The sequence below is a fragment of the Anaerobacillus alkaliphilus genome, from assembly GCF_004116265.1.
Classification (GTDB): Bacteria; Bacillota; Bacilli; order Bacillales; family Anaerobacillaceae; genus Anaerobacillus; species Anaerobacillus alkaliphilus.
In genome coordinates, this window is sequence record NZ_QOUX01000045.1 from 76,654 (window position 1) to 102,221 (window position 25,568).

Below are 25,568 nucleotides of genomic sequence, written 5' to 3' on the forward strand. Positions count from 1 at the left end.
GGGTGTAATCGATGAAGGGTGTTATAATGGCTGGTGGTAAAGGAACGCGCCTTCGTCCGTTAACATGTAATATACCAAAACCAATGGTTCCGCTCTGTCATAAACCAGTTATGGAGTATGGTATTGAACTGCTGAAAGAATATGGAATTACAGAAATTGCAGTAACACTACAGTATTTACCTGATATTATTAAAAGTTATTTTGGGGACGGAAGCCAATTTGGTGTTAATTTACATTACTTTGAAGAAACATCACCCTTAGGAACTGCTGGCAGTATTAAAAATGCAGAGTCATTTTTAGATGAGCCATTTGTTGTAATTAGTGGTGATGCATTGACTGATTTTGATTTGAAAAAGGGAATTGTATTTCACCAAAAGAAAAGTGCTTTGGCGACAATTTTTATGAAGCAAGTTTCTAATCCTTTAGATTTCGGTGTAATTAAGACCAATGAAAAAAATGAAATTATTAGATTTCTAGAAAAACCAAATTGGAATGAAGTTTTTAGTGATACGATAAATACGGGAATATATGTCTTAGATCCGGAAGTGTTTCAATACCTAGAGCCTGGTGTTCGGACTGATTTTAGTAGGGATTTATTCCCTCTCTTACTAAAAGAGAAAAAGGCGTTATATGGCTACAGAGCTGAGGGATACTGGGCTGATGTAGGAAGTCTTGCTACATATAGAGAAACACAATTTGATATGTTAAACAAAAAAGTAAAGGTAGCTCTAACAGGAAAAGAAGTCAAATCAGGGGTTTGGATTGGTGAGAACGTTATTATTGAAGAAGGTGTAACTTTAAACGGACCTTTATCTATTGGCGATGGTGCAGTTCTACGGACTGGTGTTATTGTCGACGATAATTGTGTTGTGGGTAGGAATACAGTTTTATCAACTAATAGTTCACTTAAGCAATCAATCCTCTGGAATGACGTTTATGTCGGAGATAAAAGTGAATTAAGAGGGACGACTATTTGTAGAGGAACGACACTTAAACATACTGTTTCTTTATATGAAGCCTCAGCTGTCGGAGATCACTGCACAATAGGAGCAAACGTTATTGTTAAACCAGAAGTAAAGGTTTGGCCAAATAAGGGAATAGAAGAAGCCGTAGTTGTTCATACGTCAAAGTATGTGAATAGAATTCGAAATATTCAGAGGTCTCAATTAATAAAAACGGTAGGTGAAATCAAATGAAGGTAAAATATCGTCATGAATTAAGGAAACTAACGTATGGTATCTGGATCGATGGGAATTTTACATGGTTAAATGATAAAGGTTGGATGATTGAAACGAAAAGTGAAGAGCATATTGAGCTTACTCATCATGAACTAAGTATTGAAGTCACAATGAAAACAAAGGTTTATAACGAAGGTACGATTCAATATTTCCTCATAAAAAATTTAAGTAGTAATAAGGATAGGGAAATTAAGTTGTTCTTAAGGCAAAACTTAATGGAAAATGCAGATGAAAGCATAACTTTCTACGCACCGTGTATTCAAGCTATTGTTAGATCTTATAATGATCAGTATTTATTATTAAATGGATTAATGAATAACCGTGGTATTGTTCAATATTGTACCGACTTTACAGAGTGTGATTTGTCAGCAGAAGGTATAGTTCTACTCCAACCTTTTTCATTGAGTAGTGAGGAGAGTATACTTAGTATAGAAGGAACAATAAAGGAAAATGAAAATATTGAAGGATATTTTTGGTTATGTACTGGTGGAGATGAGGAAGAAGTTATTAAGAATAACTCTATCATTCAGTTGTACCTGCCTGATGAAGTTCTTACTACTGGTCTATGTTCAAAATAATGAGTAAAGAAGTACTTGATTGTTAGGTGGGATTTTGCTATTATTTAAAAGTATGATTGAAGTAAAGCATGTTTGGAGGGAAAAGGAATGCGCGTAAATATTACATTAGCTTGTACAGAAACAGGTGATCGTAACTACATCACTACTAAAAATAAACGTAATAACCCAGATCGTCTTGAGTTAAAAAAATATAGCCCAAGATTAAAAAAAATGACTTTGCACCGCGAAACAAAGTAAGCAGACTTTTCTGCTTACTTTTTTTTATAGATAAAGATAAAATAAAAGCATGAAATACTGTTAAAAGGTGGGGGAATTGTGAATAAAACTGTGTTCCGGAACAAAATGAAACAACGGCTCCTAGAGATGACAGATACTGAATTTTTAGCTTTCTCTGAGAATATTAAAGATAAGCTTCTAGAAAGTACTGAATGGATAGAAGCAAAAACAGTTGGTATTACTATTTCAACAGGCAGGGAAGTAGACACAAAAGGAATTATTGAGGAAGGATGGCGACAACAAAAGCGTATCGTTGTGCCAAAATGTTATCCTAGTAGAAAAGAAATAAAGTTTTATGAAATTACTTCATATACCGAGCTTGAAGATAGCTTTTATTCGTTAAAAGAGCCAATTACTAACATTGCTCCACTTGTTTCAAAAGAAGAGATAGACTTACTTATTGTTCCGGGTATCATTTTTGATAAACGAGGTTTTCGAATTGGGTATGGTGGAGGGTATTATGATCGCTTTTTAAGTAATTATCAAAATAAAACACTTTCATTAGCTTTTGATTTTCAAATTGTAAATGATATACCTACTGAAACACACGATATTGCTGTTGGGAAAATAATTCACAATACATAAAGAGTTTGGAGGAAGTTTAATGGTAAGTAAAGATCGATATTCTAGGCAGGTTCTTTTTCAACCTATAGGCGAAGAAGGACAAAGAAAATTGGCAAATAAAAAGATCTTAATTGTTGGAATGGGAGCATTGGGGACTGTGCTTGCAAATCACCTTGTTCGAGCGGGAGTTGGGCATGTTCGTTTTGCGGATAGAGATTATGTGGAAAAAAGCAACCTTCAAAGACAAATGCTTTTTGATGAAGATGATGTGATTGAAGCATTACCAAAAGCAGTAGCTGCACAAAACCGGTTACAAAAAATAAATTCGGATGTGTTGGTCGAAGGTATTGTTACCGACGTAACACTGCAAAATATCGAGGAATTGATGGAAGGTGTTGACTTGGTTTTAGACGGGACCGATAATTTTCAGACTCGGTTCTTAATTAATGATGCTTGCTATCAAAAAGGTATACCATTTGTTTATGGTGGAGCAGTTAGTTCAAGAGGGATGTCAGCAATCTTCATTCCGGGAGTAACCCCTTGTTTACGTTGTTTTATCGGTGGTGGTAATTCAGCTGGACAAACATGTGACACAATTGGTGTCATATCGCCTGTGGTTGATATTGTAGCGTCGTTTCAGGCTATTGAAGCATTAAAATACTTAACCGATAATCATGACGTACAAAGAAAAAGTCTCATAACATTTGATGTATGGAAGCATCATATGTATGAAATGAAGTTTTCAAAAAGGAAAGAGAATTGTCCAACTTGTAGTCTAAATGAGTATCCTGCCCTACAAGGTGATCAAGAACAGACAGTTACTTCTCTTTGTGGAAGAGAAACAGTCCAAATTAATTTGGGCCAAAAGCTAAATATAGAGGAATGGGCTGAAAAGTTAGCAAAGGTTGCTGACGTTACAAAAACGCCATTTTTAGTTAGAGCTAATTTACCAGAGGGTGAAAGATTGGTTTTATTTCCAGATGGTAGGACCCTGGTTCAAGGAACTGAGGATATAGCTAGAGCAAAAAGTTTGTATGCAAGATATATCGGTTTGTAAAAAAAATGGTGTTTCAGTCTAGTAATAGTAACAATATTGCCATATTTATGTAAGTTTTCTTATCACTTCTACGTCTTTATAAAGGTAAAATGAAACAAAGAATCGTTTTGAAAGGGTGGAGTTACACTATGAATATCAATAAAACAACAAGGGTTGTAGTCATCGGCACTGGATTTGTAGGGTCAAGCTATTCATTTGCTCTTTTAAATCAGGGAATTACTGATGAAATGGTCCTACTTGACTTAAACAAAGAGAAGGCCGAGGGAGATGCTATGGACTTAAACCATGGCATGCCGTTTGGTTCACCTATGAGAATTTGGGCAGGGGAATATAGTGATTGTAAAGATGCAGATATTGTGGTGATTACAGCAGGAGCAAACCAAGGACCTGGAGAAACTCGCCTAGACCTTATTGAAAAAAACGCCAAAATCTTTAAGCATATTGTTGGGGAAGTTATGAAGAGTGGATTTAATGGGGTATTTTTAATCGCTACGAATCCTGTGGATATCCTGTCATACGCAACCTGGAAATATTCAGGATTGCCGATGGAACGAGTGATTGGTTCAGGAACGATTCTTGATACAGCACGTTTCCGCTTTTTATTAGGTAAATATTTCAATATCGATTCTAGAAGTGTTCATGCTTATATAATGGGAGAGCATGGTGACACTGAACTTCCTGTTTGGAGCCATGCGAACATTGGTGGAAGACCAATCTTAACATATTTTGAGGAACATAAGGAAGGGCGCAAGATTGAGGATCTTGATGAGATTTTCATTAATGTACGAGATGCTGCCTATCATATCATTGAACGTAAAGGGGCTACTCACTATGCAATTGCTATGGGATTGCTTCGTCTTACAAGAGCGATTCTTAGAAACGAGAACTCAGTATTAACGGTTTCTACCTTACTTCAAGGAGAATATGGCTTAGATGATATCTATATCGGTGTTCCAGCAATTGTAAATAGTAATGGTATTCGAGAAGTGTTGGAGTTAAATCTAAGTGAAGAAGAAAAACAAAAACTTCATCATTCTGCAAAAGTTTTAAAAGAAGCAATGGGGCCAATTCAATAGGCTATTTTAAGAAAACCTTAGATGGATTAGGTTTTCTTTTTTTCGTCGCATAAATCATGTCTCATTGATGAAAACTTAATAATGAGGTGAAAGAAAATGTTTACTACTAGAAATAATAATAACAATATGTTGACAACTCTATTAGTTACTATGCTTTCTGTGTTCTTTGTTTATCGTTACCGATACCGTATTATTAACATTGTATTAGGAACAAGATGGATTCGTCGGTTAGCTGTCACAGGTGCTCTACAAATTCCATTTATCAAAAACCGTTTATATGCTCGGTTTATGCCATTTTAATTAAAAGGCTTTTGGGATTTTTACGAAAGCAACAAACTTTACGAAAACAGCCAATTAAAAAGAAATGTTGTCTTTAAGGGAAGTGAGCATCAATTGTTCACTTCTTTTATGTTCTAGAAAATTCTAAGGTCTACTATTCGAGAAAACGAGCCTTTCGTTGTTATAATAATGGTAAGAGGTGTAAATGACGATGAGATGGAAAACGATATGTTTTGATCTAGATAACACACTTTTTAGTCATGAAAAAGCGTTTGAGGATGCGATATGTTTTTGTTTTAATTCTATTATAAGAAATAAAAACCTAACTGATAAAGTAAGTACAAAAGAATGGTTTCCTGTATTTAAGAAGTATAGTGATTTATTTTGGTCTGATTATGAAGCCGGAGTCATTACCGCTAAAGAATATCGAAGAAAGCGTTTTTTGCAATCGGCTCTGCATTTTCAACTTCCGTTTACGACAAGTGAAGCGGACGAATTTCACAACCACTATTTCTTCATCGTAGATGATTTTAGTGAACCTTATCCAAGTTTACATACAATGATGCAAACATTAGTTACAGCAAATGTAAAAGTGGGTATTATTACCAACGGAACTGCCGATACTCAATCTAATAAGATAAATAAGTTAAATCTAACTCAATGGCTATCAAATGACTGTATTTTTATTTCGGAAGAGTTAAAGGTATTTAAACCTAAGAGAGAAATATTTGATTTAGCGAAAAGTAGACTGCAATCTGATGGTGGGTACCTTTTTGTAGGAGATTCATGGGAGCATGATGTGGTTGGTGCAATTAATGCAGGTTGGGATGCAATTTTCTTAAATACCCGAAGTGAAACACCTAAATCAAATCACAAACCTGTTTATACGAGTGGAACTCTAGCAGAAGTAGCTTCTTTTATCTATCAAGAAAATAATTTGAAAGGATGAAAATATGTACGTACAAAGCCAAGACGCATATTATTGGCAAGTCATTCATCATCTTGTTGTTCATGTTGGAATCACTGCATTTAAAGTAAAATCAAATGAGAAGGAAATTTGGTTAGAGAAAGAAGATACCGATAAGACGACATTGATACGTATTTATCGTCGAGATATGGATTGGGGTAACTATATTAGTAGAGACCTAGAAAATGTCGCTAAAGATGGAGAGTCTATTCGAAAAGAACTACGATGTAGGCACCTAAACATTATTAATGTATATATTTCTACTTTTTTACCCGTGGATACTTATGAGAGTTTACTTGAGCCGGTTGTTACAAAAAATAAACGCATTAAAATTGATACATTTTTACTCCATGGCGAAACTGGAGGTGAAATGGAAGTTTCTAAGTTAAGCGAAAAGCTAGGCTGCAAACTTCCTCTTAGAGACGCTGGTCGTTACTATACAACCGATGATATCCAGCACTATCGTCGTAGAGTGGTTACAATTTCTGAGAAGAAGCTAAATGAAGAGAAAGCTTTATTTACATATGGAAAACCAGTCTTTACAATGGTGCTTTTAGTGAATGTTCTAGTTATCTTTGGATTGATGGAGTATTATGGGAGCAGTACAAGTTTACTAACCTTAGTAGAATTCGGTGCAAAATACGATCCACTAATTTATCAGGGCGAATGGTGGAGATTTTTTACAGCTATCTTTTTACACATTGGATTTCTACATTTATTTATGAACTCCTTAGCGCTCTTTTATTTAGGAAGTGCTGTAGAAAGGATTTATGGAACATCAAGATTTATCATCATCTATTTAACTGCAGGTCTGTTTGGATCAATCAGTAGCTTTGCTTTTAATAGTCAAATCTCAGCTGGTGCTTCAGGAGCTATCTTTGGATGCTTTGGTGCATTACTTTATTTTGGGGTTGTACATCGAAAACTGTTCTTTCGGACAATAGGGAAAAACGTTATTGTCATTTTAATCATTAATTTAGGTCTTGGTGCAATGATACCGATGATTGATAATAGTGCTCATGTTGGAGGATTAATAGGCGGCTTTTTAGCTTCGGCTGCGCTCCATTTGCCTAAGCATAAATTTAAATATCAGCAGATCCTAACATTTGGTGCGACTCTAACATTGGTAAGTGGGCTTTTGATTTATGGATTTTCTTCTGGAGAGGATCCTGAAAAAATGCATTTAATAAATGTTCAGATTAGCCAGGAGTTATTGCAAAGAGGAGACATAGAGAGAGCGTATCCGCTACTTAAAGCTGCAGTAGATGAAGATGTAGATATTGTGGAGGCGAATTTCCTGCTAGCTTACAGTGAAGCAAGGCTAGGTTTACTGCAGGATGCTGAGAAAAACTTATTAATTACTCTAGAACATCGCCCATTTCTTCATGAAGCACATTTTAACTTGTCCCTTGTTTACTTTGAATTGAAACAATATCTTGATGCTTATCGTTCTGTTGAAAAAGCACTAGAATTAAAGCCAAATACCGAAGACTATCAGAATTTAAAAAACACGCTTGAGAAAATTTTAGAGAAAACTAGATAATAATAGAAATGTAGAATGTAGAATGTAGAATGAAGAATGTAGAATGTAGAATGTAAAATGTGGAAGCGTTAGTTCTACATTTTCACATTCTACATTAAAGGCTATTGCAAGTTTTTTATGATAATATATTTTTCTCCGTCTCTACTACTAAAGATGATGAGAAGATGCGAATATGACTTGTGATAAAGGATTAATGGAACACTACTTCCAAGAGGGCTAGCAATGGTTCCATCATGTTTTTCTAAGCCTGAAAAATAATCTTGGTATAAAGTTCCCCAAGTTTGACGAAGGATCTCGTTTGTTTGGGAAACTGGCAATTCTGGAAGTGATAAATCATTGTATTTATAAAGACTTGTTAAGGGGATTGAATAATATTTACTAGAGTCAACTTGAAAATAATTGGTCAATTCTTCCCATGTATATTGCAAATTCTGTTTAATAATTGTATCTAAAATTCTTTGGCCTTCTTCTTCTGAAGGCGAATTAGGTCGTTTAAAGTACTCCAACGGACTTAAAGGAGAATCTAATATATATATTTGGTCATAACTCATGGACTGTACACTTTTTGTAATATCATTTGGGTAATGCAATTCACTATAATGAAAGGTAATTGCTTCAAAATGACCACTATCTTCTCCGTCAACTTTTAATTTTTGAGTTAACTTATTGCTATTTTCTTTTGCTTGTGATAGTGTTTCTTTTAATCGCCCATCTTCAAATAACAAAGAGATATCGTGACTTATGTACATTTTTTCGGTAATCTCGGAACTCGTCTTCCATTCGATTGTATATTCGTCTTCGTCATTTTGTTCAATTAATTTTAATGATGTTTGAACGCTTTTAAATTTCTTATTGTTATCAATAGGAAAGTTAGCAATTGTCGCCTGAAATGGTTTATGGAGTGTTGAATAGTAGAAAGCACAACTAACTACTAAAGCACTAGTAATAATAAATCCAACTAATAATTTCCTCAACGAAATCCCTCCTTGGACAGCCTATCTAACTCTATGATGAAACAATGAAATTTATGTATAGTAATTAAAGGAGTGACTGTGAAATGTCTTTTCAATTTAATTCAAATGAAGTTGTAAGTTTACTAGAAAGGTTAGTAAATATCCCTAGTCCTTCTGGAAGTACCGATAAAGTAATAAGTTTTATTGAAGATTTTTGTAAGGAACTACATATTGAAACAAAACGAAATCGTAAAGGTGGCTTAGTCATTTCCATTGTTGGAAAAGACCAAACAAAACATAGAATGCTAACAGGACATGTCGATACACTAGGAGCCATGGTGAAGGAAGTTAAGAAAAACGGTCGTTTAAAGCTAACAATGATCGGTGGGTTTCGTTGGAACGCCGTTGAAGGTGAATACTGTCAAATAGCAACAAGTGATGGCAAAATTTACACTGGGACGATATTAATGCAACAAGCTTCTGTTCATGTCTACAAAGATGCTGGAACAGCGGAACGGGACGAGAAAAATATCGAGGTTAGAATTGATGAAGTTGTTAAAAATGACGAAGAGGTAAAAGCTCTAGGAATTTCTGTAGGTGATTTTGTTTCTTTTGAACCAAGATTTGAAAGAACGACAAGTGGTTTTATTAAGTCTCGTCATTTAGATGACAAGGCAAGTGTGGCTATTTTATTGAACATAATAAAAGAAATAAAGGAAAATCAGCTCGAATTACCTTATACTACTCACTTTCTAATTTCAAACAATGAAGAAATAGGATATGGTGGGAATTCGAATATTACCCCAGAAACTGTTGAATACCTAGCAGTAGATATGGGGGCAATTGGCCTTGGCCAAACAACAACAGAGTACTGTGTGTCGATCTGTGCCAAAGATTCTAGCGGGCCATACAACCTGCTATTAAAAAACAAGCTTGTACAACTGGCGAAAGAACACCAACTTGACTATGAAATTGATATCTATCCCTATTATGGATCGGATGCTTCGGCAGCCATTCGTTCAGGACATGATATTGTACACGGTTTAATTGGGCCAGGGATTGCAGAATCTCATTCACACGAACGTACGCATATCACTTCACTAGAAAATACGAGTAAGTTAATTTACCACTACTTACTCTCAGAGATGGTTATTTAAATGATAAGAGTGTAGAATACGAGGTTTTAGCTCGAATTCTACACTCTTTTTTGCATTATAGGAAAATATAATTTCGACTTAAATATTGTCTAGCTCCAGGCGCCATCTGCTCCTGCGGTTACTCGTCGCAAAGATCCGAGAGGTAATTCAAAGATGTTCTTGGCTCGAGGTCAAATAACCTGACCAAAGAAAAAGTGTAATGCCTTTTTCCTAGATAAAAAGTGAAAGAGCGCACTTTTTTCGGTCAGAACATTTGCTTGTCGCCGATAGGCTGGTGCCTTGCGCTTTTCTTATTATTCAGGTTTTGACCACATCTCTGTTGGGTTTAGTTCATAAATACCATTTTCTCGATACATAAAGTGATTCATAATGAATTCTCTACGAATTGTTGCATAGTCTTCATGGAATTTTTGAATGTATTCATTTATTTCTTTTTCAGTGTATTTTACCCCCGCTTTTAAACCCTTAACAAGTTGAGTAAAAACAATCAGTTTTTTCTTTCTTTGACTTGGAATTTGCTTTAACTTTCCTTCAGTAGTAAAGAAGTTCTTAATGACCTCACTATTATCTTTCGTTTTCAATTCATCGTCCCCCTCACTTCCTATTCGTAATATGGCTTTCAATGACAGATCAGATTTCTGTTGCAGCGTTTTTTCATTTAAGTAAAAATAAATCGTATTTTTATCTCGACGTTCAGTTATAAGGGCAACTTCCCTTAACTTTGTTATGTGGTGTGTAATGGTCGGTGCTTTTAATCCGAGTTTTCCGGCGATTGCCTGTCCATGTAATGGTCCATTTGCTAATAGTTTTAATATTTTAATCCGGGTTGGATCAGCTAATGCTTTGTGAAAGTTAACAAGTTTATCTAACTGCATAGTGACTCCTTTCATCTATCTAATTAGATATTTATTTAATTAGATAATATTCTAATTGTAATTGTGTGTCAACAAATTTTGAATGGATTTTTATTTTTTAGCAAAAAATGTTATAGAAGTGGAGGCGATAAGTTTGTCATACGATGAATTAGTACACCCAGCATCAAAAGATTTTGATCAGAATATCGCTTATTTAAGCAGAGAACTTGGTGTAGATAAAAGTTTTGATTTAATCCGAATAGACTTGGAGTATGGCGGTAAAAAAATGGCTTTCTTTCTTGTCGATGGTTTTGCCAAAGATGAGGCCTTAACTCAAATCCAAAGAGAGTTTATGCGAATTAAAGATGAAGAGTTAACGGTTGATGCGTTACGAACGCTAGTAAGGTCAAAGATCCCATACGTAGAAATTGATACAGAAAAAGATTTAGAAAAGGTTATTGATCAAGTCCTTGCAGGTCCAACTGCTGTTGTAGTTGAAGGCATTGATGAAGTCATTTTAATCGACACTAGAACATATCCTGTGCGAGGTCCTGAAGAACCTGATACTGAACAAGTGATTCGTGGTGCTAAGGATGGGTTTGTTGAAACGTTAGTTATGAACTGTGCGCTAGCAAGAAGGAGAGTAAGAGATAGGACACTCCGTAATGAATTTATGACAGTTGGACGTCGTTCAAAAACTGATATATGTGTAACCTACATTGAAGACATCGCTGATCCATTCATCGTAACAGAAGTCAAAAAAGCGTTAGATAGAATTGATACAGATGGGTTACCAATGGGAGATAAAACAATTGAAGAATACTTATTTGGTCAGCACTATAATCCGTATCCACTAGTACGTTATACGGAACGACCAGATGTGGCTGCAGCACATCTATTTGAAGGGCATATTATTATTATGGTAGATGGCTCCCCAAGTGTAATTATTACTCCTACAACCTTTTGGCATCATCTTCAACATGCTGAAGAATATAGACAAAAGCCTATTATTGGAATTGCTTTACGATTAGTTAGATTTTCAGCTGTTTGGGTATCGATATTTCTTCTACCATTGTGGCTTTTACTTGCGACAAATCAAAATTTATTACCAGAAACATTAGCATATATCGGTCCAAATGAAACAGGAAGTGTTCCATTGTTAGGTCAGTTTATTATTGCCGAAATTGGAATAGAAATGCTGAGAATGGCAGCAATTCATACTCCTTCCGCATTGGCAACGGCCTTAGGTTTAGTAGCGGCAATTCTCATTGGTCAAGTTGCGATTGATGTAGGTTTGTTTTCACCAGAAGTTGTCTTATATCTAGCTGTAGCAGCTGTAGGTTCTTTTGCAACCCCAAGCTATGAAATGAGCTTAGCAAATCGGTTGATTCGCGTAGGTCTACTAGTTGCCACAGGTTTCTTTAACGTTTTCGGTTATGTAATTGGGGTAACATTGTTATTTCTGTTGTTAACAACAATGAAGGTGTATCATACACCATATCTATGGCCGTTTATGCCATTTTCAGCAAGAAGCTTTCGTGATGTTATCTTTAGGTCACCAATCCCATTAAAACGACAACGACCAAAAGCAATTCATCCTTTAGATGAGGATCGGTGAATAGAAAACAGGGTGGCATTTTGGCCACCCTGTTTTTGTTAGAGACAATTACTATTCCATATCACGCTTATAAATCTCATCTTGTATAAAAAACTCGGGTTCTTTGCCATAGTTAATCGCAGTATTACTAGCTAGAACTAGTCCAATTGGAGTATCATGGCCGTCGTTAACTACTGTAAATGGAATTTTGTACTTTGCTGCTTCCTTAAGATAGTTAGAATAAAGGGTATAGGTTAACTCTCCATTAATAAATAAATGTGCATCTTTCTTTGTCTTCATTACATCAATAGCTTCAGAGTACATTCCTTTATGGATTACTTGTCTATTCGTTAGCGCCAAATAAATTCTTTCACTGATTGTTGATAAGAATAATGCCCGTTCTTCTGGAAGTGTTTCGGGACTTCCGTAAATTCCCCTTTGTAATACATCTTGAAGTTTGTTATTTGCCATGTTTATGCCTCTTTTCAACAAAATCATTTTCTTGTCCTTAATATAAACCTACAAACATAAACTAATACAAGTATACAAGTATTAGAAATGGGGTGAGGTTTTGGCAATTATTATATCTTCTATTTTAACCGTATTCATAGCAGGGCTGTCAACAGGAGGGTTACTTGTTTCTAGGCGGATTGACCCTCATCAAACAGTATTTCTAGTGGTAGGTTTAGCTTTTTTTCTGTTCTCCTATATAGGGATGTTTTTGGGAAGTAAGAGTTCTGGCTTTATAAGCCATGGAGCATTTAGCATTTTCTTTGGATTGTTTTGTTTTGGTCTGATTGGGTTTTTAGTTTGGAAATATGATCCTTCTTTTGGTTTTGTGAAGCAAGAACCTGCGACTTTATCAATTTTTGTTGCCTTTTTTCTACTACTAGGATTTGAACTAGGAGTTTTGGAACTGTCTCTTTGGTTCACACTATTTGGCTTCCTCTTTTTTGTGGGTGGCTTAATTGTCGGTTTTATGTTTATTTATCAAATTATTCAACGTCATCGTAGCCCGCAATTTTTTGCACTTATACCTCTTATTCCTCTGCTTTTCATTGGTCTTTTTAAACTGATATAATAGTCAGGAGAATGAAAGGGTGGAAGATAGATGAAGACGATGTATGAATTAAGACAATTTTTACAAAAACATGGTGCTTTTATTTATACAGGTGATCGAGCAGGCGATCTTGAACTTTTTGAGATGGAATTAAGGCAGTTATACGAATGGAATATGATTGATGTTTTGACACTTCAACAAGGCTTACTGATCCTCAAAAAAGAGTTAAGTGAATACCAAAAGGGAAATTCTTGATTTTTATATGGCATGGTGTGACACACTATAATTGGGTGAGAAATTATGAGTATACTTTCATTAAACCGGGTCTGGAAAAGAACAGACAACGCGTTCTGGCTAAAAAATATTACGTTTGAAATACATGAGGGGGACTGGCTCTTAATCTCAGGTCCAGTTGGACAAGGAAAAGAAGAGTTACAACAAATTCTTTTAGGGTTCGATACGGACTGGGATGGGGAGATCCTCCTACATAAAAAAAGTATAAAAGAAATTACTTCTTATAATGATAAGATTGCCTTTATACCCAATATGATAATGGACGAACAAAAACTTGAAAGTGTATATGAATATTTGGCCTTTCCATTAAAAATTCAAGAACTTTCAGAAGAGAAAATTGCTGAAGAAATTCATTCTGTAGCCAAAAATATTGATCCTTTTATTGACCTTGAAAAACCGATAAAAGAGTTATCTTTCAAGGAAGGGGTACTCATCACATGTATTAGAGCTATTTTATCTAAACCGAGTCTCATAATCATCGATGAACCGTTCTATCAATTCCCGAATAGCAAAAGAAAAGAAATTATACACGTAGTGAAAGAATTTCATGATAACTGGGCAGGCTGTCCTGTCGTTATATTTAGTAGTTATAACAAAGAATGGCTTTCTTTTGTCAATCGTTTAGCTATTATCCAGGGTTACGAACTTCTACAAATTGGAGATCCAAAATCCTTAGTTGAAGAACCAAAATCAATTTTTGTGGCAAAATACATCCATGGCGAAGGCTTCACCCTTTTAAGAGGAAAGCTAAAAGGAAATCACTTTACGAGCAATGGTTTTTCATGTTCCTTGCCACTAATAAAGTTTAGTGAAGATAAGTTCTATGAAGGACAAGACGTTGTCATTGGAATTCATGCGACAAGCTTTCAGATAAACGAAGGAAGAGATACTTCTGATATAGTGTTGAAAGTACCAGTACATATAGTATTAGAGGAGGATTTCTATTACAAGTTGTATACTAATGTCGATAGTCAACCTCTAGTTGCCCATGTGAAAAAAAGTGGTAAAATGAACGAAGGGGAACAAATACAATTGTCACTTCCTTTCGAAAATTTGTTGTTTTTTGATAGGAATACAGAAAAAAGATTAATGTAAAGAGGTTGATATGAATGAGTAGTCATTGGTTTGTAGGCGTGGATATTGGGGGAACAACGATTAAGCTAGCAATTATTGATACATACGGGGAAATCATAACTAAGTGGGAAATCCCCACAAATACAGAAGATGAAGGAAAAAGAATACCTATTGAATTAAGTAAAGCTATTTTCACAAAAATGGAAGAGATCAATGAACCAAAAGAAAAGCTAAGAGGGATTGGTGTAGGAGCCCCGGGCTTTATTGATATGGATACTGGTCTTATATATCGTGCAGTGAATATCGGTTGGACCAATTTCCCTTTAAAAGATCTAATTGAAGTTGAAACTGGTCTTCCAGTTGTTGTAGATAATGATGCTAACTTAGCAGCTCTAGGTGAAATGTGGCGTGGAGCTGGTGAGGGTGCTAAGAATTTATTAGCTGTTACTCTAGGGACGGGTGTTGGTGGTGGCTTAATCGCGAATGGACAAATTTTGCATGGAGTCAATGGAATGGCAGGAGAAATTGGTCATATCACATCAATTGCTAAGGGGGGAGCACCCTGCAACTGTGGGAAAACCGGTTGTTTAGAAACAATTGCTTCTGCAACAGGAATTGCTCGAATTGCTACAGAAAAAGTGATAGGTGGCATTACTAGTAGTGAACTAAAGGAAGTTTTTAATCGAGAAGGCAAATTATCAGCAAAGGATGTTTTTGATGCTGCTAAAAACCAAGATTCTCTTGCTTTAGAGGTTATTGATGAGATAAGTTTTCATTTAGGTTTAGCAATTGCTAACTTGGCTAATGCATTAAATCCTGAGAAGATTGTACTTGGTGGAGGTGTTTCTAAAGCTGGCGAGTTCTTAACTACTTCTATTCAAAAGCATTTTGAAGCCTATGCATTACCGCGTGTCGTTGAAGGAGCAAACATTGCAATTGCTACATTAGGGAATGATGCTGGTGTAATTGGTGCTGTTTGGCTCATTAAACAAAAGATAAACAAATAATTACTTATATAGTCAAACTTCTGTTCACAAGAAGTTTGACTATTTTTTTTTGACCCAAGTTTTTCTATTCTATTTTGTTTGAGACTCCCGTCGATTAATGGGATAATAAAGAGACAAGGAGGGGGTTAATGTGAAGAAATTTTCTGCTATTCTTATACTTATCTTCCTACTTAGTTGTGATCAATTAGGTGAAACTGAATTTTTACCTAGTAGCGATTTATCCGGTAATTCCTCTAGGCTGCTAGCTAAATCAGGCATACCTTTGTCTCTAACAAATATAGAGCAAGTACAAAGCATAGGGGCGTCCATGTATAGTTTTGTAACTATTAATGATTGGTATGATAACGAGTCATTACTTTATTTGACGGATGAAAATGGACTGTCAATTGTTTACAAGTTTCATATATTAACAGGGGAAGAAGAAATCTTTTTTCAGTTGGATCAACCGATTATTAGCTTAGAAGCGAATAGAAATTTCTCTATTTTTGTGATTGAAGTTTCGACAATGAGAGGAAATAAGGAACTCTATTTTTTAAGTAAAAAGGGAGAGGTTTTATATACGTTAAGTGAATTAGGTGAGCACTACGAGTTATATTGGAACCCTCATACAGAAGGTGAATTGACGGTTGCGACAGTTCAAGATGACTTTTCAATAGAATTATTCCACCTTAATCTTAACACAAAGGAAGTAAGAAATTTCGAGTTTGATCATTTCTACATTCAATGGATGAACAAGGAGGAACTAGCCTATTTAAATTGGGACATGTATTCACTTAGTTTCTATGCAACGTTATATACGTATGATGTAAAGGAACAAAGAGAAACAAAACTTCTTGACGAAATTATTACTTTTTTCTCATTTGGTGATGTATTTCTAACAGTCTCAATAGAAGATAAAAATGTATCGAAATCTGACTATATTTTCTATGATACTCAGACCAAAGAGGAAATATCGAGTATAAAAATTCCAATACTAAATACGTATTCAGAACAATGGTGGATTCCTTTCCAAGATTATGACGCTAGCAGTAATACTTTTTATATTTTACAACCTCTGAGCAATGGTGACTTATTTGATTACTCAGAGGGATATAGGTTGGTTTCCTTTGAGGTTGAAACAGAAAAAACAAAAGATATTGCTCTACTTAGTGAAGACTTCCCTCTCAAAGCTTCCCCGGACGGTCAGTGGTTAGTGTACGGGTACCAATTAGAAAACTTGGTTGATATAAAAAAGAAAAAAATACATTCTTTACTACATTGGTAAGTAAAACGATTGAAATTACCTAGATTTCTGTCATAATTAAAGAAAATGTAAAAACTTTATAGAAGACTAGGGGTGCCGCTTTTAGGCTGAGAAAAAGGTAAGACTTTTACCCTTGAACCTGATTTGGATTATACCAGCGTAGGGAAGTCGTTGATTTGCTATGAACTAGCCGTAATCCGTCTTTCTTGGGTTACGGTTTTATTTTAGTTAGAGTATGAAATTTTCGGAGGTTGATTATGAAAGAATTTCGTTTATATGCAATAACAGGAGAAGAGTTTCATCAAGGAAGAGATTTAATTGAAGTGATGGAAGCGGCCATTGTTGGCGGGGTTGACATCTTTCAACTTCGAGATAAAAACAGTAGTAAAAAGGTAGTATTTGAGAAAGCAAAACGACTAAAAGAATTAGCCCAAAAGTATAGTGTGCCGTTCATTGTGAATGACCATATTGACATTGCATTAGCCGTTGATGCAGACGGTATTCATTTGGGTCAAGATGATTTACCACTTCAAGAGGCCAGAAAAATTTTTGGTCAGAATAAAATTATTGGGATTTCAACCCACGAAATAGCAGAAGCAAGAGAAGCCGAACTTAATGGTGCCGATTATATAGGTGTTGGTCCAATTTTCCCGACAAAGAGTAAAGTAGATGTGGTTGACCCTGTGACGACAAAGTATATTGAGGAAGTCGTAAAAGAGATTACAATTCCTTTTGTAGCAATCGGAGGAATAAAGCTTCATAACGTTGATCAAGTGTTAGCCGCTGGAGCAACTAGAATATGTGCAATTAGTGAGATTGTCGGCAATGAAGATATTACAAAAACATGTCAAGAATTTATAAAGAAGATTGAAGCAAGGAGGTAGGGGTATTGTTTATTTTTATTAACGGAGAAAAGACCGAATTATCCTTAGAGACACTAGCAGATGTGGTTAACCATTATAAACTAGATGAACAACTAGTTGTCACTGAAGTGGATGGAGAAATTATTGGGTGTGAAGATCGTCCTCGCACAAAATTACAGGAAGGTATGAAAATTGAAATTGTACAGTTCGTTGGCGGTGGTTGATTAAAGTTCTTTACGAAGAATAGAAACAAAGTGGAGGGTCATAAATTATGACGATAGCGAAAGCATTAACTATTGCCGGCTCTGATTGTGGTGGCGGTGCGGGCATTCAGGCGGATTTAAAATCATTTCAAGAGCGTGATGTGTTTGGTATGAGCGTTATTACTGTTTTAACAGCTCAAAATACACTAGGAGTTCATGGTGTATATCCCCAAACACTTGAGGCTATTGGTGCTCAAATTGATGCGATTTTTCAAGATATGGGAACAGATGCAGTAAAAACAGGCATGCTTTTCTCCGATGAAATTGTTCATCTAGTCGTGGAAAAACTACAACAATATAAGGCTAAGAATATTGTTGTAGATCCTGTTATGATTGCTAAAGGAGGAGCCCCACTATTACAGAAACAAGCAATGGATACAGTAAAGTCACGTTTGCTTCCAATAGCTACAGTTATTACTCCTAATTTACCTGAAGCTTGTGAAATTCTAGGTTTAGACTCAATTAACACGCTTGAAGAAATGAAAAAAGCTGCGAAAGCACTTAGAGAGCTTGGACCTAAATATGTAGTATTAAAAGGTGGCCATTTAGAAGGGAGTAATGAAGCGGTCGATATCTTATTTGATGGTGAAGAATACTTTTATTTTACTGCAAAACGAATTGATACAATACATACTCATGGCACGGGTTGTACATTTGCCGCAGCAATTACGGCTGAACTAGCAAAAGGTAAGTCTGTACATGAAGCAGTTGGTACGGCTAAACAGTTTATTCAAGCTGCCATTGAGGAATCACTTTGTATTGGTAAAGGAATAGGTCCTACAAAGCATAGTGCATACCGTTTAAGATAGGTGATTAGGGATTGTTTAAAGTACGTATTACTTTGAAATAATCCCTTTTTCACTTTTTTCCTTATACATGCTATTCTAGTAGTAAAGTATCTGTTATTAAGAGAGAAATGAGGAGATAGAAACAGTGAACAAATTTGTATTTTTCTTACCGGTAGGAGTAATGGCCCTATTGTTTTACTTTGGCTATCACTATATTAATAATATTGATGCCACCACAAATGAATCGTTACAAAAAGATATCGTAGTTTCATTTGAGGCAAATCGAGAAGGCGATACAGTCACTATCATTGGAAAATGGGACTGGACACAAATGCCAGTAGACGGGCTAGTTGGTAACGATTATATAACCATAGCATTTCAAGATAAAGCAGGAGCTACTCTTTTACCAGACAACATTTATTCAACCGAATTAAATCTTCTTAAAGGAAATCAGGTATTACAAACCATAGAGGGTGAAGTAAATGAGAAAGGCATTGTATTTTCGTTTCCAAATGAAATTATTGATCACGAGAGTTACGGAAATCGAGGAGAAGTAACAGTTGTAGCTCGGTTAGATAGTAATGAGCAATATATGGCTTCGCTTTCATATGTACATACATGGCTTGATCATGAGCTGATTGCTTTTAATAGTCTATACTCGTTAGAAACTGGTCTTTCAGATATCCTAACTAATAAATATTGGGTAATCAATCGATTAATTCAATTTTAAAGGGGCGTGAACATCTTATTGATTAAAGGAATGTCATACCAAAATGGAATTTTCTTTATGGGTAAGACGCATATTTCATGTGCTTATAACGAGCAAGGAAAAATTGTTGAATGGGTCAAGCCTATTGATAGTAAATCATTATTACAAGCAAGTAAGCAAGTTATCGTTGCAATGCCACTTTGGTTTAAATTGTTATCAATGATATTTTTTTTAGCGATCTTTCTACCAAAGGTCCTAGTAACATTTGGAGGATTAGGGTGGAATGGTCTTCCATATTATTCTATCTTTTACTATATATTTGGTACCCATTTCATCTTTCCTAAGGAGTTGCGTAAGTATCATGGTGCTGAACATAAGGTGTTTAGTTTTTCTGGGGTAAAAGCGATGTATCGTGCTCATGAAATCAAACAAGCGAAAATAACTAACCGCTACTGTTCAACAAACATAGTTGTCGTTTATTTTAGCTTAGTAATCACCCTGACGCTCTTGGCTTCCCTATACTTATCGTTTTACGACGCTATTGCCCTTGCTTCCTATGGAGCGTTGCTAATTACTCCCTTACTAAATAAAAAACTTAATCATAAGTGGCTTCGATTTATTCGAGGTTATGTCTTAAACGTTTCTTACTATCTTCAAGAAAAGGTTACAACGACGGAACCAGATGATTTTCATATTCGAACGGCAATTAGATCATATCGAAGGTTAGCATTAAAAGAGTTTCCAAGTGAATTAAGAGAAAGAATACAACCTAAGGAGGAAAAGAGAATGGCAATCGTTGATATTACAATTATTCCAATAGGAACAGATGGACCTAGTGTTAGTCAGCATGTAGTAGAAATTCATAAAGTGTTAGAAAGGTATCAAGATCAAATCAATTATCAGCTTACACCTATGAGCACGATCATTGAAGGTGAGCTACCTATTTTATTTGAAGTGATACAAGCAATACATGAGGTTCCCTTTTCTAAAGGTATCCAAAGGGTTGCTACGAACATCCGTATTGATGACCGTCGTGACAAAATTCAGACGATGGCAACAAAAATCCAGAGTGTCGAAGAAAAGTTACACAAAGAAGAATAAAGAAAAAAGAGGCCGATTGGCCTCTTTTTTCTAAACGCTTCCTGTGAAAGAAGATAAAATTGTCATAACAGAAAACCATCCGAATACAGCAAACGAAAGGAATGCAAATGCTGCTCCAAAAAGGTTTTTGCGACGGAATTCACGAAGAATGCCCAAACCACTTAGAATAGCTACTAATAGTGTAATAATACCTAGAACCATCCTGCAAAACCTCCTTAACTAACTATGTAATGTATTGTTATTATTTTGCTATTATTAAGTACACTATATTATTTTAATTGTTTTCAAACTGTTTGTCGAGTGATACTTTATAATATTGAGACTGAAAACATGTTTATGGATAAAATGTTACAATAATTTTGTAGGCGTCTGCTACTCCTTGAATTAGCTCTTGGTGATAACGTTCTACAAAATAGTAGGTTTTATTCGTACAAGTATCAACACCGACTAAATGTTCATCCATTTGTTCTAAAGCAGCAAGTACATCTTTCTCATTATTTCCTGAAGTTGTAAAAGGAATAACTAAATCTCCATATAGAAAATATTTTTTTTCATTTGAGATAAAACCAAAATCGAGAAATGTACTTTTTGTCGTTGCGTTTTCTAGCATATAAATAGCAAAGGATGTTTCAAATAAATCCAGCGTTTGTAACAAGTTGATTAATTCATGTTTTTCTTCATTCGTCTTTACAACAATTCCATACTGGTAATAATCTAATGGATGTTTTGTTAAGTAGTCTTTAACTTCAGGATACTCAGCAATAATTTCTTTCGTTTCGTTCACGAGTTCAACACCAGTGTATTTGTCCATATATCCTCCATTAGCTGATATTTTTGAAAGCTTGTTTATTTAAGTGTAAAATAAAGACAATATAGATGTAAAGGAGAAGATTTTAATGAAATGGGAACAAATCCCGCTAGGACCGCTACAAACAAATGCATATGTTTTATATAATGAGGACAATAAAGAAGCTATTATCTTTGATCCAGGTGGTGAAGGAGCAAAGTTAAACAATTGGATAAAGTCTGAAGGGTTAAAACCTCTTGCCATCCTCTTGACTCATGCCCATTTTGATCACATCGGAGCAGTTGATGAGGTTCGAGAAAAATGGGAAATTCCTGTTTATATACATAAGAAAGAAAGTGGTTGGTTATCTGATCCTAAAAAGAATGGCTCTGCTTTATTTATGGGAGTAAATGCAATCAAGGCGAAGGATGCAGATTACCTAATTAAAGAAGAAGGTCAATTAGAAATTGGATCATATGTATTAGAAGTACTCGAAACGCCTGGCCATTCTCCAGGTAGTGTTTCTTACTACTTTCAGAAGTTAGGTGTTGTTTTTTCAGGTGATGCATTATTTGCTGGAGGAATTGGAAGAACGGACTTACCTGGCGGCAGCTATGAAGTACTAATGAAGAGCATAAATTCTAAGTTAATGGAGTTACCTGAAAATACGGTTGTTGCTAGCGGTCATGGTTCATTAACAAGAATAGGAATTGAAATGGACTCAAATCCTTTTTTATCTGGGATGTAAGTAAGTAACATAATATAGGAAAATTGTGGAACACTATGAAAAACAAGGAGGGTTTCGTTTGAATAGTGTTTCTACTTTTTTAGTATTTCAAGGGTTGTTCGGTCTCTCTATGAATGCTTGGATTTTAATCATTGTTATGCTTAGTTTGTCTGGTGCAGCCTCGTTTATTTTCATCGGTGCAAAGAATAGTGGTCAGTTCGATGATGTTGAGGGAATTAAGTACAGAATGTTAGTTGAGGAAGAGGAAGAGTTAGAGTTTTATGACTGATGATAAGAAAAGCGCAAGGCGCCCGCCTATCGGCGACAAGCAAATGTTCTGACCGATAAAAGTTTGCACTTTCACTTTAATTAAGGGAAAAAGGAAAGTCACTTTTTCCTTGGTCAGGTTATTTGACCTCGAGCCAAGAACATCTTTGAATTACCTCTCGGATCTTTGCGACGAGTAACCGCAGGAGCAGATGGCGCCTGGAGCTAGACAATTTTTACGTTGGAATTTTATGTAAAAAAGGAGGTTGACTCTACGGGAGTCAACCTCAAATGGGGAGTTAATCTTAGTTATCATAAATGAACTTTTGAGGGGAGGGGGAACTCCCGAAGATCATTGCTAACTTACAAATTTATTATATAACCATATAAACAACATGTCAACAGTGTTAATTATATTTTTTAGGATGGGGGAGATCATTTTGAAAGAGTACGTTATTGCTACAATTCAAAGCACAGAAAAGAAAATGATCACATATGCAGAGTATATAAATCTTGTTTTATATGATACTAGTATAGGTTATTACATGAAGGATCAAAAGAAATTAGGCAAAGACGGAGACTTTTATACCAGTAGTGGTGTTCATGAAGTTTTCGGACGTGCGTTTGCTCATTTTTTCATAGACTTACTTGAGAAAGAGTCTCTACCAGCAAAAATTTGTGAGTTTGGTGGTGGAGATGGCCGTTTTGCCAAAGCTGTTCTTGATGAGTGGGATAGTATTAGTGATCAATCACTAGAGTATGTGATTATTGAAACTAGCCCTTACCATCGAAATGAACAACGAAAGCTAATCGGTGACAACAGATTTTATCAATTTGCTAGTTTAGAAGAATTTAAAGACCATGCTGGAAAAAAATTTGAGGGCATCATTTTCTCAAATGAGCTACTCGATGCATTTCCAGTCCATGTAGTTGAAAAAGCTGGAAATAACTTGTTTGAAGTGTTTGTGGCTGTGGATGATACGGGGAACTTAATTGAAAAAAGAGAAAAATGTAGTGAAAAACTAGAAGAATGGTTAATTGAATATGGGCCAAAGTTAGCTGACAAGCAGCGAATCGAGGTACCAATCTACATGAATTCATGGTTAGATAGTGTAAATCATTTTCTCGAGAAAGGTTTTTTACTAACAATTGATTATGGTTATACAAAAGAAGAATGGACGTTTCCGCAAAGATACGATGGTAGTCTCCGTGGTTACTATAAACATCAGATGATTAAAAATCCACTTGAACATCCTGGTGAAATGGATTTAACTACACATATTCATTTAGATGCCTATGAAGAAATTGTAACAAAAATGGGTTTCGAAAAAATTTGTGAAGTAAAACAAAACCGCTTTTTACTGATGATTGGCATGCTGAAGTTTTTGCAGGAAAACTATGATCCTAATCCATTCTCCGAAAGAAGTAAACGGAACCGAGCGATACAATCGCTAATTAGTGATACTGGAATGAGTGCAGCTTTTCAGGTTTTTCTTCACGGTAAAAAGATTGAACATGGAAAGTCTTATAAGTTTCTTCATGAGGATCCGTATAAAATTTAAAGGCTCTTTTCGTAAACATTGTGGCATTCTTATCCTAAAATAATCGGGAAAATAGCTAGATGAATATATCACCCAATAAATTATGTAAGAAAAGAGCGTACTTACTAAATTAGTAGTAAATTCTTAGTAACTTGTGTAAAAATCCGGCTTTTGGGATTTTTACGAAAGCAACAAACTTTGCGAAAACAGCCAATTTAAAAGTAAGAATAAAAAAAGGCGACTTAGTCAAGTCGCCTTTTGATCGTCTTCTTAGTGTCCGCCAATTCCTGGTACCATTAAGAACGTAGCATAATACGTAAATCCAACAAAAAATAGTGTTAGGAAAGCACCAAAAATGTATAAGTACATACGTTCTGAAAGATTTAAGTAACTTAATGCTAGAAATGCTCCAGTAATTCCGAAGAAAAGTATTGCCGTACTATGCATATCACCAATCATAAATAAAACTGCAAAAATACCTGTCCAGAAGCTTAAAACACGATACATGCGCTCCACGTTATTCCCCCCTTTATTATGTATAGGATATACACATTTAAACAATTTAGTCATTATTTAAATGTGTATGAGAAGATAATATCAAATATATTATATACATAGGAAAACGAGTTGTAAATGTTAAGGTAGGATTAACGTTCGATATGCACAGAAACTATATTGATGACTATCTGACATTGCGTTAGTTTTATCTAAGTTAATTTCTCCAAAGAAGTAGTCAAAGAATCCGTTTATTAAGGCTTGATGCATTTTACAAATGGGAATACGGTCAGGAACTAACTCTTTAAATGTACAGTTATAAACTCTAAAGTTCACTTCATGAGTATTTTTATCATAGTGCAGTTCAGGATTTAAGCCTTGTTGAAGTGCAACAGTTTTAATATGAGTTAGACGTTCTTCATTTGAAAGTGCTTTTAGGTTTAAATCTAGGTATTGTGAATACGTTCGAGAAGTTTCATAACCAAATTTTCTACCCGTCTCCATTAATGCTTTTTCACCAACAGGACCTAAGCTCAGTAGTGTATCTATCGCAATTTCTGATAACTTTTGGAAATCTCGAAATGGAAACTGAAGACTAATAACCTCATCGGAAACACGATAAAACCTGCTCGGTCTTCCACCTTTTCCTGTTTTCTTTGTTTCAGAAATTAACATATTAACGTCTTCTAGTTTTGTTAAGTGAAGTCTTGCTACGTTTGCGTGTATCTCAAATGCATCTGCAATCTCTTGCACTGTCACATCACGATGTTGCTTTGTTACATATTGGTATATAGAGAATCTTGTTGGATCTGAAAGAACACCTGTAATCTTTAATGTTTGTTGTTCCATCTATATTCACTCCCCGTGAGTCTTTCCCTCATTATATTATAATTAAAAGCATTTACAATTTAATTATGTGGTTAAAGTTAGAAATTTATTTGAATTTTTTTTGAACATTTTGATTAGAAAAAACAAAAAAACTATAAATTTTGCTTGCAATTTCTGAAACGATAAAAAGATCCATGGAGCGCATCCATGGACTTTTTAGAAATATAATAATTGCAATGGCTGGGATAGAAGGATTCGAACCTTCGAATGACGGAGTCAAAGTCCGGTGCCTTACCACTTGGCTATATCCCATCAACTGATTACATTTGTTAGTATAGGTAAATTACAAGATATTATTCATAAAAAAGAGGAAAAAGTAAAG

The 25,568-nt window shown here is 35.2% G+C and carries 31 protein-coding genes, 1 tRNA gene, 1 pseudogene and 1 riboswitch; of the genes and pseudogenes, 25 read left to right on the top strand and 8 right to left on the bottom strand.

The genetic code is table 11. The features are described 5' to 3' along the window. Window positions 1–11 precede the first annotated feature (11 nt). From DS745_RS14505 to DS745_RS14545, 9 genes are all read left to right on the top strand, one after another. Window positions 12–1,196, top strand: a complete 1,185-nt coding sequence (locus DS745_RS14505; RefSeq protein ID WP_129078958.1) for a nucleotidyltransferase family protein — start codon at window positions 12–14, stop codon at window positions 1,194–1,196. Then, window positions 1,193–1,816, top strand: a complete 624-nt coding sequence (locus tag DS745_RS14510) for a hypothetical protein (protein ID WP_129078959.1) — start codon at window positions 1,193–1,195, stop codon at window positions 1,814–1,816. Before DS745_RS14505 ends, DS745_RS14510 begins: the two co-directional genes overlap by 4 nt. Window positions 1,817–1,903: 87 nt before the next feature. Further along, on the top strand, window positions 1,904–2,053 hold the full coding sequence (rpmG, locus tag DS745_RS14515) for a 50S ribosomal protein L33 (protein WP_071312021.1): 150 nt from the start codon (window positions 1,904–1,906) through the stop codon (window positions 2,051–2,053). A 78-nt stretch (window positions 2,054–2,131) separates the two neighbouring features. Beyond that, window positions 2,132–2,677 carry a 5-formyltetrahydrofolate cyclo-ligase gene (locus tag DS745_RS14520; protein ID WP_129078960.1) on the top strand — a complete coding sequence of 182 codons (546 nt, stop codon included), beginning with the start codon at window positions 2,132–2,134 and terminating at the stop codon, window positions 2,675–2,677. Window positions 2,678–2,696: 19 nt separating this feature from the next. Next, window positions 2,697–3,713, top strand: coding sequence for a ThiF family adenylyltransferase (locus tag DS745_RS14525; RefSeq protein ID WP_129078961.1), 1,017 nt, complete (start codon window positions 2,697–2,699; stop codon window positions 3,711–3,713). A gap of 128 nt (window positions 3,714–3,841) precedes the next feature. Next, window positions 3,842–4,789: an L-lactate dehydrogenase gene (locus DS745_RS14530; RefSeq protein ID WP_129078962.1), complete on the top strand. Its 948-nt coding sequence runs from the start codon at window positions 3,842–3,844 to the stop codon at window positions 4,787–4,789. A gap of 96 nt (window positions 4,790–4,885) precedes the next feature. Beyond that, window positions 4,886–5,089 carry a sodium:proton antiporter gene (locus DS745_RS14535; RefSeq protein ID WP_241657832.1) on the top strand — a complete coding sequence of 68 codons (204 nt, stop codon included), beginning with the start codon at window positions 4,886–4,888 and terminating at the stop codon, window positions 5,087–5,089. Between the two features lie 184 nt (window positions 5,090–5,273). After that, window positions 5,274–6,017, top strand: coding sequence for an HAD family hydrolase (locus tag DS745_RS14540; RefSeq protein WP_129078963.1), 744 nt, complete (start codon window positions 5,274–5,276; stop codon window positions 6,015–6,017). Window positions 6,018–6,021: 4 nt separating this feature from the next. Next, window positions 6,022–7,578: a rhomboid family intramembrane serine protease gene (locus DS745_RS14545; protein WP_129078964.1), complete on the top strand. Its 1,557-nt coding sequence runs from the start codon at window positions 6,022–6,024 to the stop codon at window positions 7,576–7,578. Window positions 7,579–7,679: 101 nt separating this feature from the next. Here the strand turns inward: DS745_RS14545 and DS745_RS14550 are convergent, their stop codons facing one another. Further along, window positions 7,680–8,552 carry a hypothetical protein gene (locus DS745_RS14550; RefSeq protein ID WP_129078965.1) on the bottom strand — a complete coding sequence of 291 codons (873 nt, stop codon included), beginning with the start codon at window positions 8,550–8,552 and terminating at the stop codon, window positions 7,680–7,682. Window positions 8,553–8,635: 83 nt separating this feature from the next. On the opposite strand from DS745_RS14550, the gene DS745_RS14555 reads away from it, so the two are divergent. Beyond that, window positions 8,636–9,688 carry a M42 family metallopeptidase gene (locus tag DS745_RS14555; protein WP_129078966.1) on the top strand — a complete coding sequence of 351 codons (1,053 nt, stop codon included), beginning with the start codon at window positions 8,636–8,638 and terminating at the stop codon, window positions 9,686–9,688. A 293-nt stretch (window positions 9,689–9,981) separates the two neighbouring features. Here DS745_RS14555 and DS745_RS14560 read toward each other — a convergent pair whose 3' ends face one another. Further along, complete coding sequence (locus DS745_RS14560; RefSeq protein ID WP_129078967.1) at window positions 9,982–10,563, bottom strand: DUF2087 domain-containing protein; 582 nt, start codon at window positions 10,561–10,563, stop codon at window positions 9,982–9,984. A gap of 133 nt (window positions 10,564–10,696) precedes the next feature. Between DS745_RS14560 and DS745_RS14565 the strand changes: the two genes are divergently transcribed. Continuing rightward, window positions 10,697–12,160 carry a spore germination protein gene (locus tag DS745_RS14565; RefSeq protein ID WP_241657833.1) on the top strand — a complete coding sequence of 488 codons (1,464 nt, stop codon included), beginning with the start codon at window positions 10,697–10,699 and terminating at the stop codon, window positions 12,158–12,160. 51 nt (window positions 12,161–12,211) lie between these two features. Here the strand turns inward: DS745_RS14565 and DS745_RS14570 are convergent, their stop codons facing one another. After that, the gene (locus DS745_RS14570) at window positions 12,212–12,610 is read right to left on the bottom strand and encodes a YueI family protein (RefSeq protein ID WP_129078969.1); all 399 of its coding nucleotides are present in this window, start codon (window positions 12,608–12,610) and stop codon (window positions 12,212–12,214) included. 100 nt (window positions 12,611–12,710) lie between these two features. Here DS745_RS14570 and DS745_RS14575 point away from each other — a divergent pair, with 100 nt between their 5' ends. The 11 genes and pseudogenes from DS745_RS14575 (at window position 12,711) to DS745_RS25195 (ending at window position 20,541) form a co-directional block, all read left to right on the top strand. Beyond that, on the top strand, window positions 12,711–13,220 hold the full coding sequence (locus DS745_RS14575) for a hypothetical protein (protein ID WP_129078970.1): 510 nt from the start codon (window positions 12,711–12,713) through the stop codon (window positions 13,218–13,220). A gap of 30 nt (window positions 13,221–13,250) precedes the next feature. After that, window positions 13,251–13,454, top strand: a complete 204-nt coding sequence (locus tag DS745_RS14580; protein WP_129078971.1) for a YqgQ family protein — start codon at window positions 13,251–13,253, stop codon at window positions 13,452–13,454. Between the two features lie 45 nt (window positions 13,455–13,499). Continuing rightward, a complete protein-coding gene (locus tag DS745_RS14585) occupies window positions 13,500–14,588 on the top strand; it encodes an ATP-binding cassette domain-containing protein (protein ID WP_129078972.1) in 1,089 nt (362 codons plus the stop codon). Between the two features lie 14 nt (window positions 14,589–14,602). Then, window positions 14,603–15,574, top strand: coding sequence for an ROK family glucokinase (locus DS745_RS14590; RefSeq protein ID WP_129078973.1), 972 nt, complete (start codon window positions 14,603–14,605; stop codon window positions 15,572–15,574). 130 nt (window positions 15,575–15,704) lie between these two features. Next, window positions 15,705–16,838 carry a YqgU-like beta propeller domain-containing protein gene (locus DS745_RS14595; protein WP_129078974.1) on the top strand — a complete coding sequence of 378 codons (1,134 nt, stop codon included), beginning with the start codon at window positions 15,705–15,707 and terminating at the stop codon, window positions 16,836–16,838. A 58-nt stretch (window positions 16,839–16,896) separates the two neighbouring features. Beyond that, a riboswitch (TPP riboswitch) is annotated at window positions 16,897–17,000 on the top strand. 74 nt (window positions 17,001–17,074) lie between these two features. Next, a complete protein-coding gene (gene thiE / locus DS745_RS14600; protein WP_129078975.1) occupies window positions 17,075–17,701 on the top strand; it encodes a thiamine phosphate synthase in 627 nt (208 codons plus the stop codon). Window positions 17,702–17,706: 5 nt separating this feature from the next. Then, window positions 17,707–17,904: a sulfur carrier protein ThiS gene (gene thiS / locus DS745_RS14605; RefSeq protein WP_129078976.1), complete on the top strand. Its 198-nt coding sequence runs from the start codon at window positions 17,707–17,709 to the stop codon at window positions 17,902–17,904. 47 nt (window positions 17,905–17,951) lie between these two features. After that, the gene (gene thiD, locus DS745_RS14610; protein WP_129078977.1) at window positions 17,952–18,752 is read left to right on the top strand and encodes a bifunctional hydroxymethylpyrimidine kinase/phosphomethylpyrimidine kinase; all 801 of its coding nucleotides are present in this window, start codon (window positions 17,952–17,954) and stop codon (window positions 18,750–18,752) included. 124 nt (window positions 18,753–18,876) lie between these two features. Beyond that, a complete protein-coding gene (locus tag DS745_RS14615; RefSeq protein WP_129078978.1) occupies window positions 18,877–19,461 on the top strand; it encodes a hypothetical protein in 585 nt (194 codons plus the stop codon). Window positions 19,462–19,491: 30 nt separating this feature from the next. Next, a pseudogene (locus tag DS745_RS25190) lies at window positions 19,492–20,154 on the top strand (DUF1385 domain-containing protein); the annotation flags it as partial. A 72-nt stretch (window positions 20,155–20,226) separates the two neighbouring features. Further along, complete coding sequence (locus tag DS745_RS25195; protein ID WP_241657840.1) at window positions 20,227–20,541, top strand: MTH1187 family thiamine-binding protein; 315 nt, start codon at window positions 20,227–20,229, stop codon at window positions 20,539–20,541. A gap of 30 nt (window positions 20,542–20,571) precedes the next feature. On the opposite strand, the gene DS745_RS14625 is transcribed toward DS745_RS25195, so the two are convergent. After that, complete coding sequence (locus tag DS745_RS14625) at window positions 20,572–20,742, bottom strand: DUF2759 domain-containing protein (RefSeq protein WP_129078979.1); 171 nt, start codon at window positions 20,740–20,742, stop codon at window positions 20,572–20,574. Window positions 20,743–20,875: 133 nt separating this feature from the next. Then, on the bottom strand, window positions 20,876–21,352 hold the full coding sequence (locus DS745_RS14630) for a hypothetical protein (RefSeq protein WP_129078980.1): 477 nt from the start codon (window positions 21,350–21,352) through the stop codon (window positions 20,876–20,878). Between the two features lie 85 nt (window positions 21,353–21,437). On the opposite strand from DS745_RS14630, the gene DS745_RS14635 reads away from it, so the two are divergent. The 3 genes from DS745_RS14635 (at window position 21,438) to DS745_RS14645 (ending at window position 23,884) form a co-directional block, all read left to right on the top strand. Beyond that, window positions 21,438–22,076: an MBL fold metallo-hydrolase gene (locus DS745_RS14635; RefSeq protein WP_129078981.1), complete on the top strand. Its 639-nt coding sequence runs from the start codon at window positions 21,438–21,440 to the stop codon at window positions 22,074–22,076. A gap of 58 nt (window positions 22,077–22,134) precedes the next feature. After that, a complete protein-coding gene (gene ccoS, locus DS745_RS14640) occupies window positions 22,135–22,344 on the top strand; it encodes a cbb3-type cytochrome oxidase assembly protein CcoS (RefSeq protein ID WP_206662934.1) in 210 nt (69 codons plus the stop codon). 418 nt (window positions 22,345–22,762) lie between these two features. Continuing rightward, entirely contained in the window at window positions 22,763–23,884 is a 1,122-nt protein-coding gene (locus tag DS745_RS14645; RefSeq protein ID WP_241657834.1) for a class I SAM-dependent methyltransferase, read from the top strand. 249 nt (window positions 23,885–24,133) lie between these two features. Here DS745_RS14645 and DS745_RS14650 read toward each other — a convergent pair whose 3' ends face one another. The 3 genes from DS745_RS14650 to DS745_RS14660 all read right to left on the bottom strand — a co-directional run bounded on the left by DS745_RS14650 (window position 24,134) and on the right by DS745_RS14660 (window position 25,498). Beyond that, entirely contained in the window at window positions 24,134–24,379 is a 246-nt protein-coding gene (locus DS745_RS14650; protein WP_129078983.1) for a DUF2626 domain-containing protein, read from the bottom strand. A 120-nt stretch (window positions 24,380–24,499) separates the two neighbouring features. Continuing rightward, window positions 24,500–25,207 carry a helix-turn-helix transcriptional regulator gene (locus DS745_RS14655; protein ID WP_129078984.1) on the bottom strand — a complete coding sequence of 236 codons (708 nt, stop codon included), beginning with the start codon at window positions 25,205–25,207 and terminating at the stop codon, window positions 24,500–24,502. A gap of 216 nt (window positions 25,208–25,423) precedes the next feature. Further along, a tRNA-Gln gene (locus tag DS745_RS14660) sits at window positions 25,424–25,498 on the bottom strand. Between the last annotated feature and the right edge of the window lie 70 nt (window positions 25,499–25,568).

Coding starts and splice junctions, on each gene's coding strand:
- DS745_RS14505 (WP_129078958.1), top strand. CDS start 12: ATGAAGGGTGTTATAATGGCTGGTGGTAAAGGAACGCGCCTTCGTCCG.
- DS745_RS14510 (WP_129078959.1), top strand. CDS start 1,193: ATGAAGGTAAAATATCGTCATGAATTAAGGAAACTAACGTATGGTATC.
- rpmG (WP_071312021.1), top strand. CDS start 1,904: ATGCGCGTAAATATTACATTAGCTTGTACAGAAACAGGTGATCGTAAC.
- DS745_RS14525 (WP_129078961.1), top strand. CDS start 2,697: ATGGTAAGTAAAGATCGATATTCTAGGCAGGTTCTTTTTCAACCTATA.
- DS745_RS14530 (WP_129078962.1), top strand. CDS start 3,842: ATGAATATCAATAAAACAACAAGGGTTGTAGTCATCGGCACTGGATTT.
- DS745_RS14535 (WP_241657832.1), top strand. CDS start 4,886: ATGTTTACTACTAGAAATAATAATAACAATATGTTGACAACTCTATTA.
- DS745_RS14540 (WP_129078963.1), top strand. CDS start 5,274: ATGACGATGAGATGGAAAACGATATGTTTTGATCTAGATAACACACTT.
- DS745_RS14545 (WP_129078964.1), top strand. CDS start 6,022: ATGTACGTACAAAGCCAAGACGCATATTATTGGCAAGTCATTCATCAT.
- DS745_RS14555 (WP_129078966.1), top strand. CDS start 8,636: ATGTCTTTTCAATTTAATTCAAATGAAGTTGTAAGTTTACTAGAAAGG.
- DS745_RS14560 (WP_129078967.1), bottom strand. CDS start 10,563: ATGCAGTTAGATAAACTTGTTAACTTTCACAAAGCATTAGCTGATCCA.
- DS745_RS14570 (WP_129078969.1), bottom strand. CDS start 12,610: ATGGCAAATAACAAACTTCAAGATGTATTACAAAGGGGAATTTACGGA.
- DS745_RS14580 (WP_129078971.1), top strand. CDS start 13,251: ATGAAGACGATGTATGAATTAAGACAATTTTTACAAAAACATGGTGCT.
- DS745_RS14585 (WP_129078972.1), top strand. CDS start 13,500: ATGAGTATACTTTCATTAAACCGGGTCTGGAAAAGAACAGACAACGCG.
- DS745_RS14590 (WP_129078973.1), top strand. CDS start 14,603: ATGAGTAGTCATTGGTTTGTAGGCGTGGATATTGGGGGAACAACGATT.
- thiE (WP_129078975.1), top strand. CDS start 17,075: ATGAAAGAATTTCGTTTATATGCAATAACAGGAGAAGAGTTTCATCAA.
- thiD (WP_129078977.1), top strand. CDS start 17,952: ATGACGATAGCGAAAGCATTAACTATTGCCGGCTCTGATTGTGGTGGC.
- DS745_RS25195 (WP_241657840.1), top strand. CDS start 20,227: ATGGCAATCGTTGATATTACAATTATTCCAATAGGAACAGATGGACCT.
- DS745_RS14625 (WP_129078979.1), bottom strand. CDS start 20,742: ATGGTTCTAGGTATTATTACACTATTAGTAGCTATTCTAAGTGGTTTG.
- DS745_RS14630 (WP_129078980.1), bottom strand. CDS start 21,352: ATGGACAAATACACTGGTGTTGAACTCGTGAACGAAACGAAAGAAATT.
- DS745_RS14635 (WP_129078981.1), top strand. CDS start 21,438: ATGAAATGGGAACAAATCCCGCTAGGACCGCTACAAACAAATGCATAT.
- DS745_RS14655 (WP_129078984.1), bottom strand. CDS start 25,207: ATGGAACAACAAACATTAAAGATTACAGGTGTTCTTTCAGATCCAACA.